Source organism: Paraburkholderia sp. FT54 (assembly GCF_031585635.1).
Taxonomy (GTDB): Bacteria; Pseudomonadota; Gammaproteobacteria; order Burkholderiales; family Burkholderiaceae; genus Paraburkholderia.
In genome coordinates this window covers 2,875,906-2,893,613 of record NZ_CP134196.1, presented here as the reverse complement: position 1 = coordinate 2,893,613, position 17,708 = coordinate 2,875,906, and the positions used below count along the sequence as shown (strand labels likewise).

At 61.7% G+C, this 17,708-nt stretch carries 15 protein-coding genes; 13 read left to right on the top strand and 2 right to left on the bottom strand.

What is annotated here, in order from left to right; genetic code table 11:
• Positions 1-3: 3 nt before the first annotated feature.
• Complete coding sequence (locus tag RI103_RS32545; RefSeq protein WP_310816856.1) at positions 4-405, bottom strand: RidA family protein; 402 nt, start codon at positions 403-405, stop codon at positions 4-6.
• A 102-nt stretch (positions 406-507) separates the two neighbouring features.
• Positions 508-1,908 (bottom strand): GntP family permease, encoded by a 1,401-nt coding sequence (locus RI103_RS32540; protein WP_310816855.1) that lies wholly within the window; start codon positions 1,906-1,908, stop codon positions 508-510.
• Between the two features lie 311 nt (positions 1,909-2,219).
• On the opposite strand from RI103_RS32540, the gene RI103_RS32535 reads away from it, so the two are divergent.
• The 13 genes from RI103_RS32535 to RI103_RS32475 all read left to right on the top strand — a co-directional run bounded on the left by RI103_RS32535 (position 2,220) and on the right by RI103_RS32475 (position 17,699).
• Positions 2,220-3,698, top strand: coding sequence for a sigma 54-interacting transcriptional regulator (locus RI103_RS32535; protein WP_310816854.1), 1,479 nt, complete (start codon positions 2,220-2,222; stop codon positions 3,696-3,698).
• 87 nt (positions 3,699-3,785) lie between these two features.
• Positions 3,786-4,046: a hypothetical protein gene (locus RI103_RS32530; RefSeq protein WP_310816853.1), complete on the top strand. Its 261-nt coding sequence runs from the start codon at positions 3,786-3,788 to the stop codon at positions 4,044-4,046.
• A gap of 516 nt (positions 4,047-4,562) precedes the next feature.
• Positions 4,563-4,766, top strand: a complete 204-nt coding sequence (locus tag RI103_RS32525) for a hypothetical protein (protein WP_310818631.1) — start codon at positions 4,563-4,565, stop codon at positions 4,764-4,766.
• Positions 4,767-5,010: 244 nt separating this feature from the next.
• Complete coding sequence (locus RI103_RS32520; RefSeq protein WP_310816852.1) at positions 5,011-6,210, top strand: serine hydrolase domain-containing protein; 1,200 nt, start codon at positions 5,011-5,013, stop codon at positions 6,208-6,210.
• 138 nt (positions 6,211-6,348) lie between these two features.
• The gene (locus RI103_RS32515) at positions 6,349-6,639 is read left to right on the top strand and encodes an H-NS histone family protein (RefSeq protein WP_310816851.1); all 291 of its coding nucleotides are present in this window, start codon (positions 6,349-6,351) and stop codon (positions 6,637-6,639) included.
• A 613-nt stretch (positions 6,640-7,252) separates the two neighbouring features.
• On the top strand, positions 7,253-7,777 hold the full coding sequence (gene fae / locus RI103_RS32510; RefSeq protein ID WP_310816850.1) for a formaldehyde-activating enzyme: 525 nt from the start codon (positions 7,253-7,255) through the stop codon (positions 7,775-7,777).
• A gap of 87 nt (positions 7,778-7,864) precedes the next feature.
• Positions 7,865-8,902, top strand: a complete 1,038-nt coding sequence (locus RI103_RS32505; RefSeq protein WP_310816849.1) for an aldo/keto reductase — start codon at positions 7,865-7,867, stop codon at positions 8,900-8,902.
• Complete coding sequence (locus tag RI103_RS32500) at positions 8,899-10,338, top strand: NAD-dependent succinate-semialdehyde dehydrogenase (RefSeq protein ID WP_310816848.1); 1,440 nt, start codon at positions 8,899-8,901, stop codon at positions 10,336-10,338. Before RI103_RS32505 ends, RI103_RS32500 begins: the two co-directional genes overlap by 4 nt.
• Before the next feature lie 123 nt (positions 10,339-10,461).
• A complete protein-coding gene (locus RI103_RS32495; protein ID WP_310816846.1) occupies positions 10,462-11,844 on the top strand; it encodes an MFS transporter in 1,383 nt (460 codons plus the stop codon).
• A 433-nt stretch (positions 11,845-12,277) separates the two neighbouring features.
• Complete coding sequence (locus RI103_RS32490; RefSeq protein ID WP_310816845.1) at positions 12,278-12,847, top strand: fimbrial protein; 570 nt, start codon at positions 12,278-12,280, stop codon at positions 12,845-12,847.
• A gap of 93 nt (positions 12,848-12,940) precedes the next feature.
• Positions 12,941-13,684 carry a fimbria/pilus periplasmic chaperone gene (locus RI103_RS32485; RefSeq protein WP_310816844.1) on the top strand — a complete coding sequence of 248 codons (744 nt, stop codon included), beginning with the start codon at positions 12,941-12,943 and terminating at the stop codon, positions 13,682-13,684.
• 225 nt (positions 13,685-13,909) lie between these two features.
• A complete protein-coding gene (locus RI103_RS32480) occupies positions 13,910-16,561 on the top strand; it encodes a fimbria/pilus outer membrane usher protein (protein ID WP_310816843.1) in 2,652 nt (883 codons plus the stop codon).
• 13 nt (positions 16,562-16,574) lie between these two features.
• Complete coding sequence (locus RI103_RS32475; RefSeq protein WP_310816842.1) at positions 16,575-17,699, top strand: fimbrial protein; 1,125 nt, start codon at positions 16,575-16,577, stop codon at positions 17,697-17,699.
• Positions 17,700-17,708: the final 9 nt, after the last annotated feature.

Genomic DNA, 17,708 nt, shown 5'->3' with positions numbered 1-17,708 from the left:
GCCTCAGCCCGGCCGTTTGACAATGAAGTCGATCTCGACCAGCGCGTCGCGCGCCAACGCGGTGACGCCGATGCAGGTTCGCGCGGGCAGCGCATCGGCGGGGAAATAGGCGCGGTAGATCTCGTTCATCGGCGCGTAATCGCGCTTGAACTCGGTCAGGAAGATCCGTACGGCCACCACGTTTGACAGGCCGAGGCCCAGCCCCTGGAGAACCAGCACGAGATTGTCCATCACGCGTTTGGTTTGGGCGACCACCCCTTCGGGGAGTGGCGCGCTGTCGTCGGTGGGAGAGGTCGGCATCTGGCCGGTCAGGAAGACCCAGCCGTCGGCCTCGGCAGCATGCGAGAACGGGCCGACCGGCGTGGGTGCTGAGGGAATCATCCAGAAAGAAGGTGCTGAACTCATGGCAGGGTGTGCTGGGCAAGATCGGATGTCGGGATGACAAGGTAACCGATCAAAAGTCAGGATGCCGGCGCGTTGCCGGCATCGTGCCCAGTTCCCGTCCGATCAGACCAAACCAGTCGCGTAATAGACCGCGATCACAAAGAAAACCGCCATCGTCTTGATGACAGTCACCGCGAAAATATCGCGATACGACTGGCGATGCGTCAAGCCCGTGACCGCCAGCAGCGTGATCACCGCGCCGTTGTGCGGCAGCGTGTCCATACCGCCGCTCGCCATGGCGACAACCCGGTGCAGCACTTCCATCGGAATATGCGCCGCTTCCGCGCCCTTGATGAACGTGTCGGACATGGCCGCGAGCGCAATGCTCATGCCGCCCGACGCCGAACCCGTGATACCGGCCAGCGAACTCACCGACACGGCTGCATTGACGAGCGGATTGGGAATGCTCTTCAATGCGTCGCTGACCACCAGAAAGCCCGGCAGCGCTGCGATCACACCGCCAAAACCGTATTCCGACGCCGTATTCAGCGAAGCCAGCAGCGCGCCCCCCACCGCCGCCTTGGTGCCGATCGCGAAGCGCTCGCGCACACGGTTGAACGCCGTCACGACGACCATGACGATACCGAGCAGCAGGGCGCCTTCCACGGCCCAGATGGCGACCACGGCCTTGATCGTGGTCGTGACCGGTGCGTGGATGCCCGGCAGGATGTCCGGCGCCACGGTGTACGTCGCGCCGTACCAGTTCGGAATCCAGCGGGTCAGCAGGAAGTTCGCGACGCCGACCAGAACCAGCGGCGCAACCGCCAGCAGCGGATGCGGCAGTTGCTTCGACTCCACGCGCTCCGGCTCGTTGACGAGTTCCGTGCCGTAACCTTCGCCGGTCGCCATCGCCGAGCGGCGGCGCCATTCCAGGTAGGTCAGGCCGACCACGATGATGAACAGCGAACCGATCACGCCGAGTGCGGGCGCGGCCCACGAGGTCGTCTTGAAGAAGGTGGTCGGGATGATGTTCTGGATCTGCGGCGTGCCGGGCAGCGAATCCATGGTGAACGAAAACGCGCCGAGCGCGATCGCGCCGGGCATCAGGCGCTTCGGAATATTGCTCTGGCGGTACAGCTCGGCGGCGAACGGATAGACCGCGAACACCACCACGAACAGCGAGACGCCGCCGTAGGTGAGCAGCGCGCACACCGCAACGATCACCGCATTGGCGCGCGAGCGGCCAATATAGCGGATCGCGGCGGCCACGATCGACTCCGAGAAGCCCGACAGTTCGATGACCTTACCGAACACGGCGCCCAACAGGAACACCGGGAAGTAGAGCTTCACGAAACCGACCATCTTCTCCATGAAGATGCCGGTGAACACCGGTGCGACGGCGGCCGGGTCGGTCAACAGAACGGCGCCGAGCGCCGCGATCGGCGCAAATAGAATGACGCTGTAGCCGCGATAGGCCGCAAACATCAGAAACGCCAGCGCGGCGAGGACGATAACAAAGGACATTGAGTCTCCAAAGCTTGGTTGTTCTACATGGTCGCCGTCGCGAGGGCGCGACGGCACGGCGCCGGCAATTGCAGGTTCCGTGCCACGCATGCGGAAACGGCCCGCTGCTTGATTTCGCAGGCCGAAGTTCGAAACGCGGCGCGGCCGATTGTACCCAAACGTCTCAAAAATGGGACGCAAATTGGCTGGAGTTAGGCCAAACCGAGGTTAAACCCTTATGCCGTAAGCTTGCTGGCGATCTCGTCGATGAGATAAGCTTGTCTACGAAATGAGACAAGCATAATAAAACGATAGCCGGAGACAGCGACAGCATGATGAACGACTGGGCGGGTGTCCCTGCCACCTACGGCGACGTACTGCGCCGGGCGATGGATTCGCTCTTCCGCACATTCGAGAATTTCAGCGAAGGCACGTTTATCGTCGACGCCGACGCCCGCGTAGTCTGGATCAACAAGCGCTATGCGGCGCGCTTCGGTTTTTCGGACCCGGAGCAGGCTATCGGCCGCGATTGCGAAGCCGTGATCCCCAACAGCTTGATGCGCGAGGTCGTGAAAACCGGCAAACCGATTCTGCTCGATATTCTGGAAACGGACCGCGAACCGCTCGTCGTCACGCGTTTGCCGCTGAAGGACGACGCGGGTGCCACGGTAGGCGCCGTGGGCTTCGCGCTCTTCGATGAACTGAAGGCGCTGACGCCGCTCTTTTCCCACTACTCGCGCGTGCAGGAAGAGTTGATCGCGACGCGCCAGTCGCTCGCGCAGGCGCGGCGGGCCAAATATACGTTCGGCAGTTTCGTCGGCACGAGCGCGGCCAGTCTCGAAGTGAAGCGCCAGGCGCGGCGCGCAGCGCAGCTCGAATCGCCGGTGCTGCTGCTCGGCGAAACCGGTACCGGTAAGGAGTTGCTCGCGCATGCCATCCACGGCGGCTCGGCGCGGGCGAATCAGCCGCTCGTGACGGTCAACGTCGCGGCGATTCCCGACACCTTGCTCGAAGTCGAATTCTTCGGCGCCGCGCCAGGCGCCTACACCGGCGCGGACCGCAAGGGGCGTGTCGGCAAGTTCGAACTGGCGAACGGCGGCACGCTGTTTCTCGACGAAATCGGCGACATGCCGCTGCCTTTGCAGGGCAAGCTGCTGCGGGTGTTGCAGGACAAGGAGTTCGAACCGCTGGGCTCGAACCGGATCGTGCGCGCCGATGTCCGGATCATCGCGGCGACGTCGGCGGATTTGCCCGCGCTGGTCGCGGCGGGGCGCTTTCGCGCGGACCTGTTCTATCGGCTGAACGTGCTGACGATCCATGCGCCGCCGTTGCGCGAGCGAACCTCCGACATCGAGGCGCTGGCCTACGCCATGCTCGAGGATCTGTCGACGCAGGCACGCGGCGGCAGTCACTTCGAATTGCAGGACGACGCGCTGCGGCTGCTGTGTCTGCACGGCTGGCCGGGCAACGTGCGCGAGCTGCGTAACACGCTGGAGCGCGCCGTGATGCTCTCCGACAGCGAGCGGATCGATGCGCGGGCGCTGGCGCCGTTTATCGGCTCGGCGCACGGCGGCGGGCATCGTCCGAATGTAGCCTTACCGGAGGCGCTTTCCCCGGCGCACGCTGCAGGCGCGCAGACCGGCGCACCTGAACCGGCGTCCTGGAGTGATGCGATGGCGGCCTTCGAAAAGCGCTTCCTGAGCGACGCCTTGCGTGCCAACGGCGGCCGCGTGATCGACACGGCGAACCAGATCGGCATGGGCCGCGCGACGCTCTATAAAAAGATCGCGGCATACGGCATCGACGTGTGACCACGTTCGACGATAGCGATTGACGCAGCGTAATTGCCGCGTGGCACAATCGCGAGATCGAAAAACAAGACGTGATCGGGGTTTCAAATGAAACGCAATCTCTCCTTTTTTGCGCGCCGGGCCGGCGCCACGCTGGCGGCCGGCGCTATGGTCGCGCTAAGCGCTTGCAGCAGCAGCGCGCCGCTGTTTCTGTCGGATGGCCGCGCGACCACGCTGGTTCAGTGCCCCGCCGGTTCCGACTCCTGCTCGCAGCAGGCCAGCGCAGGTTGCGGCGGCGCATTCGACGTCGTGCGGCAGTCGACTGAGAACGGCACACTCAACCTGATTTACGCCTGCCGGGCAAAATAACGGGCCGCCGGCACAGGGCCGGCGCGACTCATACGCGTCAAACACCCTTCCTTCTGCCCGCCTCTCGATAACGAGGGCGGGCGTCTCGATCGCCACATCGAATTCATCCGCGTCAGTCAATTTGGTTCGCGCGGCACGTCAAGCTCGTCACGACAAGCGTATGGCCGTCATAAAGACCTGCGTCTAATGCCGGTTCTGTCCACGTCTATCATGCGCAATGGATATTAATGCTGCGCTTCATATTATCTTTCTTGTCGCCGGCCATAATTAAAACGCCGCGATTTCCGCCGTTTTGCCAAGTCAGTGCGGCACCTAACGGACCGCGAAGTTCAGGCGCCGTATTCTCTTGTCAGTGACTCAAGATTCAGGCAGCAAGCAGGTTTTGCCGGTTCAGTCGTCGAGATTAAAAGGTGGCAGGAAGGATTTTCCGTTTAGACAAACCGGGAGTAATTGCGGCACGCTTCATGCTTCGATTTACGCATTGAAAATAGTTCAACGAGTAATCCGGGGAAAGCAATGAATCATCACCAACTCGAAAAAGATATCGAGCATCTTGAACACGTAATCTCGCATATTTCCGCTGAAGACCGCATCCCGCTGTCCTATTGGCGAAATCGCATCGACTCCGTTTCCGGCGCCGTCCTGGTGCCAGCCCAGGCGAGCCGCGTCAAACGGCTCAATGCCGCACTCTCGGCGCTGGAGCAGCGGCAGAAAGCCTGAACGCCCGCCGCGGTGGAAGGCTGTGACGTACGCTTCGATCGGCGCACGTTTTCTGCAAAAATAAGGGAACGTAACGGCCACGCCGGCGGCCGGCTGTAGCGCCTTGTCTTGACGCAAGCCACGTCATCTGCAGCGAACACGCTTGCGGCGCGCAGGCGCATTTCGTCCACCGACGGCGGATGGAACGCGCTCGCGAGGCATGGGCCAGCGGGCCGCCGTCCCCATCCACTGACTCAGGACAAACATGCAACCAGCAGGATTTTCCGCGTCTCGGCTGACGGCGCTGACCAACGGCATGCAAGGCTATGTGGAACGCGGCGATGTGGCGGGCGTGGTGTCGATGGTATGGCGGCGCGGCGAGATCGGCTATTTCGAGCCGCTCGGCTTGCGCGATGAAGCGGCGCAGTTGCCGATGGAGCGCGACACGCTGTTCCGCATTGCCTCCATGACGAAGCCGGTGACCAGCGCCGCGATCCTGATGCTGATCGAAGAGGATCGGCTCGCCCTCGACACGCCAATTTCCCTCTGGTTGCCGGAACTGTCCGCGCCGCGCGTGCTGCGCGATCCCACCGGCCCGCTCGACGAAACCGACCCCGCCAGAGCGTCGCTCACCGTACTGGATCTGCTGACGCACCGCGCCGGCTTCGCGTATCACTTCACCGCGACCGGGCCGCTGGCCGAGGCTTATGCAGCCGCTTTCAACGGTTTCGAAGCGCGCATGGATGGCGACGCCTGGCTCGCCCGCATTGCGGGTTTGCCGCTGATGTTTCAGCCAGGCTCACGCTGGCACTACGGCATCGCGACCGACGTGCTCGGCGTGCTGATCGAACGCGTCAGCGGCATGCCGCTCGGCGAGTTTTTCCGGACGCGGATTTTCGAGCCCCTCGGCATGCGCGATACCGCTTTCTGGGTGCCTGACGCGCAACTTGCCCGCCTGGCCACGGCTTATGGCGTCGAACAGGGTACGCGGCGGCGCGTGGTCGAGGATCACCCGTCATCGAGCCGGTGGGCGAATCCGAACCGATTCCAGAGCGGCGGCGGCGGCCTGGTTTCGACAGCGCAAGACTATCTGCAATTCGCGCAACTGCTGCTCGGCCGCGGACGGGTCGGCACGACGCGTCTGCTGTCGCATCGCTCAGTCGATCTGATGCGCTCCAATTTCCTGACGCGCGACCAACGTCGTGTGCCGGCCTTCGGTCATGTGCTGTGGGCAGGCCAGGGGTTCGGCCTCGGCTTGTCCGTCGTCGACGATCCGGCGCAGCAACTGTCGCTCGGCTATCGCTCGATGGGCTCGTTCGGCTGGCCGGGCGCGTACGGCACGAGCTGGTTCGCCGATCCGGTGGAAGACCTGATCGGTCTGATGCTGATTCAAAGGCGCTCCATCGAACCGTTCTCAATGGCAGTGGACTTCGAACGTCGCGTGTACGATGCAATTGACGATTGAGTGAACCGGTCGCGGCGTCCGAGCCGGCGTCTTTTAAGCGCGTTACCCGCTCGCGGTGTCGGGCCTCTCTATCCGGCAATTTATTCGTCTGATAGTGTCCGCACTTCAGTTCTCGTCAAAATGATCGGAGCACCCGTCATGGCCTCGTACAAGCAGTTGACTGCCCAGCTCGAAAAACTCCACAAGGAAGTCGCGGCCGCCCGCGAGAAGGAAATTGCGCAGGCGATCGCCGAGATCAAGCAGAAGGTGGCCGAATACGACCTGACTGCTGAAGAACTGGGATTTACGAGCAAGCGCACCGTGGGCCGCAAAACGGTCCCGGTCGCCAAATATCGCAACCCGAAAACCGGCGAGACCTGGAGCGGCCGCGGCCGCTCGCCCGCCTGGCTCGCGGGAAAGAATCGCGAGCGCTTTCTGATCGAAGGTTGAGCCGCGTGAGTGCGTGAGGTGTCCGCGCGTTGTGCGCCGGATTGTCTAAATGTCTAAAGTGATGTCGCCTGCGGTTTTTTACGCACCGTCAAGCAGGTCCCGAAAACGCTCACCTTTCGCGTGAACCTGGCGCGTAAGTCGTGGGCTCGGCTGTGCGACGCGCGTCGGGCTGAGTTGCTTCGATAAGCCTGGTTTTATTGAATCACGCACCTTGCGGCAAGCTTGCCGCCGCAAGCCTCCGTCACAGACCTCCCTCCTTTGAAACCCGCGCCAGCCTTTGCTGGCGTGGCGTTCCCAGGCTCTGCGAAGAATCGCTGCGGCCGTCACTCGAGTCTCTTTCAGTTGCGGCCGTCGCGTTCGACGCGCTGCAGACTTTCTCTGTGCAGGTGTGCGACCGAAAGACGACACGCTCACCTTTTGCTGCGATTCAAGGGTGCGCCGGCGAGAGTCCCGAAAACCCTCACCTTTGCGTTTCCCGACACGCGCAGGCCAACGCGCTACGGACTAACCCGGAGTTGAGTTGCACTCATACCCCGGATCAAAACTCATCGATACATGGTCGCGGATACCGAACGTCACAATCGGCTATCCACTCAACCTCGACGGAAAGACCATGAGCGCATCGACGGACAAACAACTCTTTATCGGCGAAGGATTCGAAGGCCCCGGCGTCAATCTCGCGCACATCAACGTACTGGTCGGCCCGCGCAACGGTCCGGCAGGGCAGGCTTTCGCCACCGCATTGGCGACGCCTTCGGCGGGCCACGCGCCGTTCGTCGTCATCGCGCGTCCGGGCGTGCCGACCAAGCCGCTCACGCTCTACGTGAACAAGGCGCCGATTGGCAGCGACTTCCACGGCAACGCAACGTGGGGCGCCTCGCAAGCCGGCATAGCGAAGGCGGTGGCCGAGTCGTTGGAGAACGGCACGCTGCCGCCCGAAGCGGAAAACGATTGGGTGGTGGTGTCGGCGAACTGGATCAATCCGTCCACCGACGACCTCGACGCCGTCTTCGAGAACAACTACCGCGCGTGCAAGAACGCGCTCCTCGCGGCGATGAAGGGCCTGCCGCATCGCGATGAAGTGTTCGCCGCCGCGCGCGGCGTATCGAACCCGTTCTACACGCCGAAGCAACGTTAATGGCATGCAGCGCGGTTCCGCGCGCGTGCTGGAACGCGCAGCCAACCGTCCGCGCTGCTGGATCCGATCAGGAAGGAGACACGCACTATGGAATACATTCGCCTCGGCCAATCTGGCCTGAAGGTTTCGCGTCTGTGCCTCGGCACGATGAACATGGGCACGCCGCAATGGAAACCGTGGATTTTCGACGAAGCGCAAAGCGAGCCGATTGTCCGTCATGCGCTCGAAGCGGGCGTCAACTTCATCGATCTCGCCGATTTTTATTCGACCGGCGTGGGCGAAGAAGTGGTGGGACGCATTTTGAAGCGTATTGCGCGCCGCGAGGAAATCGTCGTGACGACCAAGGTCGGTTATGACATGGGCGCGTATCAGAACGCGGGCGGTCATTCGCGCAAGCACATCATGGACGGCATTGACGGCTCGCTCGCGCGTCTCGGCATGGATTACGTCGACATCTACATGCTGCATTTCTTCGACGTGAATACGCCGGTGGAAGAAACCATGGGTGCGCTCAACGATATCGTGCGCGCCGGCAAGGCCCGCTATATCGGCGTATCGACCATGTACACGTGGCAGTTCGCCAAGATCATGCAGGTCTGCGAGCGCAATGGCTGGCACAAGCCGATCAATATGCAATTGCAGTTGAACCTGGCGTACCGCGAGGAAGAGCGCGAAATGATTCCGTATTGCCAGGATCAGGGCGTCGGCGTGTCCGTGTTCAGTCCGCTGGCGCGCGGGCTGCTGACGTGCGATCCGAATTCGACGCGCAATCAGACCGACTTCTTCACCGCGCAAATGTACGGCGATAGGGCTTCGTGTGAGATCGCTGCGTCGGTGGCGCGCGTGGCCGCGCGGCGTGGCGTTTCCGCCGCGCAAATTGCGCAGGCGTGGGTGCTGAATCACGGTGGCGTCGCGAGCATGCTGGTCGGCGCGGATACGCCGGCGCAGTTCGACAGCGCGCTCGCCGCGCTCGGCACGACGCTCTCAGCGGATGAACTGTTCGAGCTCGAACGCAACTACACGCCGTGCGATCTGATCAACGACTACACCGCCGGCAAGCGAATCGCGCGTGAACCGCGGCTCGCGCAAGGCGTCTTCGTCGACACGCTGGAGAAGGCCGCATGAACGAATTTCTCCGCACCGGGCATTACATTGGCGGCGAGTGGTACGAAAGCGCCGACACGTACGCCGTGTTGAATCCCGCGACCGGCGAGGTGATCGCGCAAGTGGCCAAAGGTGGCGCTGCGGAAACCGCGCAGGCCATCGCGGCGGCCGAGCGCGCGTTTCCCGCATGGCGTTCGCTGACCGCAAAGGAACGCAGCGCGCGCGTCAAACGCTGGGGCGAGTTGATGCTCGAGAAGCGTGACGCGCTCGCCGAACTGCTGACGCTGGAGCAAGGCAAGCCGCTTGCCGAGGCGCGCGGCGAAGTCGGCTATGCGGCCAGCTTCTTCGAATGGTTCGCGGAAGAAGCGAAGCGCGCTTACGGCGACGTGATCCCGAGTCCGAATCCAACCGCGAAGATCATTGTGACGCGCGAACCGGTCGGCGTGGTCGCGGCGATCACGCCGTGGAATTTTCCGCTTGCCATGATCACGCGCAAGGCCGGTCCCGCGCTCGCGGCCGGCTGCACGATGGTGCTCAAGCCATCGGAAGAAACGCCGTTGTCCGCGTTCGCTTTGGCGGTGCTGGCCGGGAAAGCGGGCATTCCGCCCGGCGTGTTCAATATCGTTTCCGGCGATGCTGTCGCGATCGGCGGCGCGCTCACCGAATCCGACGTGGTGCGCAAGCTGTCGTTCACCGGTTCGACGCGCGTCGGCAAGCTGCTGGCGAAGCAATCGGCGGACACGTTGAAAAAATTGTCGCTCGAGCTCGGCGGCAACGCGCCCTTCATCGTATTCGACGACGCGGATCTCGACGCCGCCGTGCAAGGCGCGATAGCTTCGAAATTCCGCAACACCGGGCAGACGTGTGTGTGCGTGAACCGCTTCTACGTACAGGACGGCATCTACGAAGCGTTCACGTTGGCGCTGACGCAAGCGGTGCGCAAAATGCGCGTGGGCAACGCGTTGCAAGGCGAGGTCGAACAGGGTCCGCTGATCAATCGGGCTGCGCTCGAGAAGGTCGAGACGCACGTGGCCGACGCCTTGGCAAAGGGCGCGAAGATCTTGACCGGCGGCAGGCCGCACACACTCGGTGGCACTTTCTATGAACCGACCGTTCTGGTTGACGCCTCCAGTTCGATGCTGATCGCCGAGGAAGAAACCTTCGGCCCGGTGGCTGCGTGCTTCCGCTTCAAGAGCGAAGCGGAAGCCATCGACGCGGCCAACGATACGCCGTTCGGCCTATCGGCGTATTTCTACACGCGCGATCTGGCCCGCGCATGGCGCGTCGGCGAAGCGCTGGAAAGCGGCATGGTCGGCATCAACGAAGGGATTCTGTCCACGGAAGTCGCGCCGTTCGGCGGCGTCAAGCAGTCAGGGCTGGGTCGCGAAGGCTCGAAGTATGGGCTCGATGAATACACCGAACTGAAGTACATGATGATGGGCGGCCTCGGACGCTGATCTTCACACCGCGCGTCCGTCATGCGGCATGCACACGTATGCCGCACAGGCGGACGACGCAATCGGGCGTGACCGGCAACATGCCTGTCACGTCCGGCGATCCATACTAACGAAGGAGACAGCGTGAGCAATCAGGATATGCAGGCGGCCACTCTCGGCCTCGCCCCCACTTTGCCAGCGGCAGCGGCATCCGCGCACGGCCCCATACCTCTCGACGACGTTCCGCTGAACGCCTTTCACGTCAAGATCGCCGGGTTGACGTTCGGCGCGCACTTCACTGAAGGTTTCGCGCTCGGCACGATCGGCTATGCGCTCGCGTCGCTGAATCGGCAGATGCCGCTCGACGCGTTCTGGATGGGCATGATCGGCAGTTCCGCGTTGATGGGCATTTTCATCGGCAGTCTGGTGTTTGGCTGGCTGTCGGATCGTCTCGGGCGTCAGAAGATTTTTCTGTTGAGCTTTCTGATCATCACGGCGGCCGCGTTCGCGCAGTTCTATGTGCGCTCGCCGCTCGAACTGTGTTTGCTGCGTGTGTTGATCGGCTTCGGCATGGGCGGCGATTTTGCGGTGGGACATGCGATCCTCGCGGAATTCTCGCCGCGCAAACATCGCGGCACCTTGCTCGGGTCGTTCAGCGTGGTGTGGACGATCGGCTACGTGGTGGCGAATGTGCTCGGCATGCATTACGCCGAGGCCTCGCCGGATGCATGGCGCTGGCTGCTGGCGTCGGCGGGTGTGCCGGCGTTGATCGTACTCGTGTTGCGCATGGGCACCCCCGAGTCGCCGCGCTGGCTGCATGGCAAAGGCCGCACGGCGGAAGCGAAGTCGATCGTGCTGAAGCACTTCGGCGCGAACGTCACGCTGGATGGCGGTGACGACGAGCACGCGCAATCGACGGGCGGTTTCGTCCGGCTGTTCAAGCCGGATCTGATTCGCCGCACGATCTTCAATTGCGCGTTCTTCGTATGTCTCGTCATTCCTTATTTTGCCGTTTATACGTTTTTGCCGACCATTCTGAAGGCGATTCATTTGAACAATGATTCGAGCGCGGACTTTCTGCTGAACGGATTCCTTGTGCTCGGCGCGCTGATCGGCATCTGGCTGACCATCAAATTGCCGCGTCGCGTATTCCTGATCGGCTCGTTCGCCGTGACGTGCGTTTCGCTGATTGCTTTGAGTGTGCTGCCGGAGTCGGCAACGCTCGGCACGATCGTCGCGTTTGCGATTTTCACGCTCACCATGTCGGCGTTCTCGAATCTGGTCGGCGTGTTTCCGCCAGAGTGTTTTCCGACCGAGGTGCGTGCGTGCGGTGTCGGGCTCGCGATTGCGTGCAGCCGTCTTGGCTCGGCGGTCGGGACGTTTCTGCTGCCGCTCGGCATCGTGCATCTGGGTTTCCACATCACGATGATGGTCCTCGCCGCCGTGTTGCTGGTCGGCATGGTGGTGTCGATCGCGTGGGCGCCGGAAACCAGGCATCTGACACTGAACGAAGCCAGCGGCGCGTAACCGCGGGAGTACGACGAGAAAACCCGTCGCATCGGCAACGATGCGGCGGGTCTTTTGCTTTGGACCGAAGTTCGAGGCCGATCGGAATTCTGCTCGCCATGCGGCTCGGTGCGCGCCTGCCGGTGAAGTCTAGGAGTGTTCTTAATCCACAGCGTCCGCCCGTCGCAAAAAGTCCTGTTGAATCCCGCAAAGCTATACCAGAGGCGGCAAAGTGGCCGCGTCGTGCTCTTACTGTTATCTCATTAATTTAAGACTGGTCTGAACGACTGCCGGGCCGTGCTTTTTTAAGATTCTATTCATGGTGATCAACGCTTCGGTGGATGCCAAGACGAAGTCAAGCGAAAGCAGCGATAACCTGGGCGGTTCGACGTGAAGATACGAAGTGGCCGCTGAATTCGAAACCATCTAATTGATTGAATCTCAGGAGCATGAAATGAAACAACGCATGATTTCCGCACTCGTCGTGACCGCCATCGGCGTAGTCGCCCTGTTGTCGGTGAAGGCCCACGCCGCGGACGGCACCATTACGTTCACCGGCAGCGTCTCCGACACGACTTGCTCGATCAACGGCGTGACCTCCGGCAGCCCGGCCGACATCGCCGTCACGCTGCCGCCGGTTCCCGCTGGCGCATTGGCATCGGCAGGCGCGACCGCCGGCACGACCAACTCCGGCGCCATCCAGATGCAGTTGACTGGCTGCTCTGGCGCGGCAACCAAGGCAGTCGCACGCTTCGAAAACGGTTCGACGGTCGATCAGTCGAACGGTTACCTGGTGAATCAGTCGGTGGCAGCGCCTGCGCAAAACGTCGAAATCCGCTTGCTGAACGCGAATTTGCAACCGATCAACATTCTTAGCGGCAGCAACAACGACGTCGCCACCAACGGCGCGCCGATTGCCGCGGGCAACGCGACGGTGAACTACTTCGCACAGTACTATGCGACCGGCAAGGCTCAGGCGGGCGCGGTGACGTCGTCGATTCAATACACGATGCAATATCAATAAGTAGTAGAAAAAGGCGTTTGTTGCGGCAAACGCCTTTTTAATGGACTAATTTTGAGATTAGTCACTATCAAGCTTGAAAGAAGAGGAGCGGTGATGAAAGCGATGCGTCGATGGATGGCGGTGGCGGGTCTGGCGGGTGCGTTGTTCGCGGGCGCGGCGCACGCGAGCGTCACGATTGGCGGCACACGGGTCGTGTACCCGCTGGATCAGCGCGAAGTCACGGTCAAGCTCGAGAACGATAGCCGCAACCCGTCGCTCGTGCAGGTGTGGATGGACGACGGCAACGCCGATGCGAAGCCCGGCGAGACCAAGGTGCCGTTCGTGATCACGCCGCCGATCTTCCGGATGGACCCGCAGAAGTCGCAGACGTTGCGTGTGATGTACAGCGGCGAAGCGTTACCGCAGGACCGCGAGTCCGTCTACTGGCTGAACGTGCTGGATATTCCGCCCAAAGCCGCGAGCACGCCCGACGCCAATACCCTTCAGTTCGCGTACCGCACGCGAATCAAGGTGTTCGTGCGGCCGCCGAAGCTGCCTGGCCGGCCCGAGGACGCGCCTCGTCAACTCGACTGGAAGGTCGTACCCGCGTCGGACGGCAAGGGGCAGGCGTTGGCGGTATCCAATCCGAGCGCCTACCACGTGTCGTTCAGCGCGATCGATGTGACGGCGAACGGCCGCACGTACAAGAACGACCGCGGTGGCATGGTGGCGCCGCACGGCACGCAGATCATTCCCGTGCCGCAGATGACCGGCGTGCAGGCGAGTGCCAAGGTCCACTACACTGCCATCAGCGATTTTGGCGGCCCCATCGAGGGCGATGCGACGCTGAGCCAATAGCGCGAGGCCCGTTCCTCGCGTCCTCACAGGGCGGCTGCACGCTGCCCACCCCTTCCAGTTCAACTCCGTCCGTATCGCGCAGGCCGCGATACGCCGCGCCCCGCACGCCTTCATTCGCCTATCTCGTAATTCAGACCCGTCCTAGATATTGCTATCTCGTAAATCCATAACATCGACTTGTACCTCATCAAGAGGCCGAAGTTTTCTGCAAGCGGTGTTACGGTCATGAAATCCTCGCGTCAAATTCAATCGAGTTCTCACTCCAACGGCGATTGCGGTTCGTTCGGCCTCAAGCCGGTCACTGCCGTCGTGCTTTCGGTATTTGCAGTGTTGGGCTATATGGCGCAGGAAAACGTCAGCGCAAAGGAAGCAGCGCAGGTAGCCAGTGCCGTTACGTTCGACACGACTTTCTTGCAGACCGATGCGAAACAGACCGTCGATGTCTCGCGCTTTGCGCGTGGCAACATCGTGTCGCCAGGCGTGTACTCGGTCGACGTGTTGGTCAACGATGTGCGCGTAGCACACGACAACGTGCGCTTCGTCGCGACGCGCGATGGCGAAAGCGCGCGTGCATGTTTCGATCGCAAAATGCTCGAAGGCTATGGCATCGACTTCGCGAAGGTCGACGCCGAGCACAACGAAGGCGCGACGAAGTCCGCAGCGAGCGACTGCATCGACGTTGCCGTGGCAGTGCCGGAAGCAAGTATCGAGTTCGACTTCACCGAACAGAAGGTTGCGATCACGGTTCCGCAGAAATACATGCGCAACTCTGCGCGCGGTTATGTGCCGCCCGAGTTGTGGGAGAGCGGCGTGAATGCCGGCTTCGTCAGCTACAACGCTAACGCATATCAGTCGAGCAATGGCGGTGTGCATTCGACACAGGAGTATCTCGGCCTGAACGCCGGCGTGAACATCGGCGCGTGGCACTTCCGCCATCAGTCGTCGGTATCGGCGATGACGGGCCAGGCGACGCAATTCGACAACATCGCCACCTACGTACAGCACGACGTCGCGATGCTACGCTCGCAAGTGACGCTCGGCGACGCGCAAACGACGGGTGACGTGTTCGACAGCGTGTCGTTTCGCGGCGCGCAGATCGCTACCGACGACCGCATGCTGCCCGAATCGCTGCGCGGTTACGCACCGGTCGTACGCGGCACGGCGGATTCGAATGCGCGCGTGACGGTGCGTCAGAATGGTCAGGTGATCTACGAGACGAGCGTGTCGCCGGGTCCGTTCGAGATCAAGGATCTCTATGCAACCGGTTACGGCGGTAATCTCGACGTGACCGTCACCGAAGCGGACGGCCGCACGAAGAACTTCACGGTACCGTACGCAGCGGTCGCGCAATCATTGCGCCCCGGCACGACGCGTTTTGCGGTGACGGCTGGCCAGTTGCGCGACGACTCGCTGCAGACGAGGCCCGGCTTCACACAGTTCACGATGCAGCGCGGCCTCACGAATCTGGTCACGTTGTACGGCGGCGCGATCGCGTCGAGCGGGTACGTGGCGGCGAACACGGGCGCGGCGTTCAACACGAAGTACGGCGCGGTTGCCGCCGACATCACGGCCGCACGCACCGAAGTGCCGGGTCACGAATCGCTGCATGGCAACAGCCTGCATATCGGCTACAGTAAGTTCATTGACCCGACGGGGACGAATATTTCGGTGGGCGCTTACCGTTACTCGGACGTGGGTTATCTGAACCTCGCCGACGCGTCGTCGTTGCGCGACCTCGCGCAGCACGGCGGGGACGTGAATGCCGCCGACCGTCAACGCGGCCGTTTGCAACTGACGGTGAACCAGAACCTGAGCAACAACCACGGTTCGGTGTTCTTGACGGCGTCGTCGCAGCATTACTGGGACCGGCCCGGTAGCGACGTGTTCTATCAGGCTGGCTATTCGAATGGCTTCAAGTTCGGCACCTACAGTGTGACAGCGGGCCGCACGCGCGGCTCGGACGGCACATTGTCCAACGAGATCATGCTCAGCACGACGATTCCGCTCGGCCACACGCCGCATGCGCCGGTGCTGACGACGAACCTGAACGCGGGCAGCGGCACAGCGACGATGCAGGCGAATATCGGCGGATCGGCGGGCGACCAGAACCAGTACTCGTACAACGCGTACGGGACGGCGGGGCAGGGTTCGTCATCGGGTGCGAATGTGAACGGCGGTGTGAGCGGCGTTTATCGTGCGCCTTATGCGCAGATGACGGCGTCGGCTAGTGCGGGAACCAACTCGACGCAGGTCTCGGCTGGTGTGAGCGGCTCGATCGTCGCGCATCCGGGTGGCGTGACGTTCTCCCAGACCGTGGGCGATACGTTCGGCATCGTTGAAGCGGCGGGCGCGGCGGGCGCGAGGGTGTCGAGCGCGATGGGGGTGAAGGTCGATCGTCGTGGTTATGCGGTGGTGCCTTACCTGACGCCGTATAGTATGAACACGGTGGATATCGATCCGAAGGGCTCGTCTAGCGAAGTTGAGTTCGAGTCCACTTCAGAACATGCGGTGCCGCGGTTGGGCTCGGTGCTTATGCTCAAGTACAAGACGGTGACGGGGCGCGCGGCTCTGATTCGGGCGCCGCAACTCGGTGGCGAAGCGCTGCCGTTCGGAGCGGATGTGGTTGACAACAACGGGCACAACGTTGGAGTCGTTGCACAGGATAGCCGGATTTTTGCGCGTGGACTGGATGACAAAGGCTCGTTGTTCGTGAAGTGGGGTTCAAGTTCGGCAGAGCAGTGCAGGATTGACTACGTGTTGCCGAAGAAGGTCGATGACAAAGAGGCAGCATACGCTTCAGTGCAAGGGCATTGCATTGATGATATTCGGGCGGCCCGTGTGGGTAGCGAGTCCGACGTGCTCGCCGTAGCGAATTGAATTGGAGAAGAAAATGGCTGAATTCAAAATTGGATTGAGCAATTCCTCCTTCAGCGCGACGCTCTTTCGCCGAACTGCGGGCCGGCCAGGTGGAATCATTCGCAATTTGTCAGTTTTGCGATTCCTCGCGGCTATTGTGCTGACTTTGGTAGGAGCGATTTTTTCACCGTCCGCTTACGCAAACATTGCATGCGAAGCTGGCAATATTTCGTTGACGCTTTCGGCGGGCACTATCACTGTGCCAGTCGGCACGTCGATCGGACAGACACTCGGTAGCCTTGCGCCAAGCACGTTCCAGATGACCTGCCACTTTGTGAATCGCGTGAACACTGTGACCTCGGCGACTAATTACGCCAATATGGCGACGACGCAGCTTGCGCCGGGATTCACGGATGTCTACCAGACCAATATCGCCGGCATCGGCGTGCGCTATACCTTCGATTCGATTCAATGTAACGCCACCGGCGTAGTTATGATCAATGGAAATGCGCAGGTCGGTTGTTCGTTCAGTGGTCCGATAGATGGTCCATACATGGCAGCGAATATAACGGTCACGCCCGCGCTGGTTGTTACGGGGGCGATTGCTGCTGGCACGGTGGCGCTTTCAACCGTGCCATCGGTATCGATCACGTATACATCGAGTGATCAGGACACGTCATGGGGCAAGGGTTCGCTTTACACGGGGGCGGCAACTGGCTTGCTAGTCCACGCTACCTGCTCAGTCACTCAATCCAGCCTGTCCGTCTCACTGCCCACGGCTAACACCCACGCATTTTCCGCTGGGATTGGTAGTGTTGCCGCTCCACAATCATTCCAGTTATCGCTCGCTTGTGCCACGGGCGCGAAGGTGTCGATCACGCTGACCGACAGCGTCAATCCGTCGAACCGGACCAATACGCTGACGTTGACGACCGATTCGACTGCGCAAGGAATTGGTGTTCAAGTGCTGAACAGCACCGGGTCGCCCGTATCCTTTGGTCCGGATTCCGCTGCTCCCGGCAATACCAATCAGTGGCTGATTGGTGACTCGCCGAACGGCTCGTTGGTTGTGCCTATGCAAGCGCGATACATCAGGACGGGCGCAGTCTCGCCAGGGTCAGTCAAGGCGCTGGCGACCTTCACGATGTCGTATCAATAGCTCGAATCG

Excerpts from the sequence above, each read along its gene's own strand:
- RI103_RS32515 (WP_310816851.1), top strand. The coding sequence starts at position 6,349 with ATGGCCTCGTACAAGCAGTTGACTGCCCAGCTCGAAAAACTCCACAAG.
- RI103_RS32485 (WP_310816844.1), top strand. The coding sequence starts at position 12,941 with ATGAAAGCGATGCGTCGATGGATGGCGGTGGCGGGTCTGGCGGGTGCG.
- RI103_RS32535 (WP_310816854.1), top strand. The coding sequence starts at position 2,220 with ATGATGAACGACTGGGCGGGTGTCCCTGCCACCTACGGCGACGTACTG.
- RI103_RS32500 (WP_310816848.1), top strand. The coding sequence starts at position 8,899 with ATGAACGAATTTCTCCGCACCGGGCATTACATTGGCGGCGAGTGGTAC.
- RI103_RS32480 (WP_310816843.1), top strand. The coding sequence starts at position 13,910 with ATGAAATCCTCGCGTCAAATTCAATCGAGTTCTCACTCCAACGGCGAT.
- RI103_RS32540 (WP_310816855.1), bottom strand. The coding sequence starts at position 1,908 with ATGTCCTTTGTTATCGTCCTCGCCGCGCTGGCGTTTCTGATGTTTGCG.
- RI103_RS32520 (WP_310816852.1), top strand. The coding sequence starts at position 5,011 with ATGCAACCAGCAGGATTTTCCGCGTCTCGGCTGACGGCGCTGACCAAC.
- RI103_RS32505 (WP_310816849.1), top strand. The coding sequence starts at position 7,865 with ATGGAATACATTCGCCTCGGCCAATCTGGCCTGAAGGTTTCGCGTCTG.
- RI103_RS32545 (WP_310816856.1), bottom strand. The coding sequence starts at position 405 with ATGAGTTCAGCACCTTCTTTCTGGATGATTCCCTCAGCACCCACGCCG.
- fae (WP_310816850.1), top strand. The coding sequence starts at position 7,253 with ATGAGCGCATCGACGGACAAACAACTCTTTATCGGCGAAGGATTCGAA.
- RI103_RS32530 (WP_310816853.1), top strand. The coding sequence starts at position 3,786 with ATGAAACGCAATCTCTCCTTTTTTGCGCGCCGGGCCGGCGCCACGCTG.
- RI103_RS32525 (WP_310818631.1), top strand. The coding sequence starts at position 4,563 with ATGAATCATCACCAACTCGAAAAAGATATCGAGCATCTTGAACACGTA.
- RI103_RS32490 (WP_310816845.1), top strand. The coding sequence starts at position 12,278 with ATGAAACAACGCATGATTTCCGCACTCGTCGTGACCGCCATCGGCGTA.
- RI103_RS32475 (WP_310816842.1), top strand. The coding sequence starts at position 16,575 with ATGGCTGAATTCAAAATTGGATTGAGCAATTCCTCCTTCAGCGCGACG.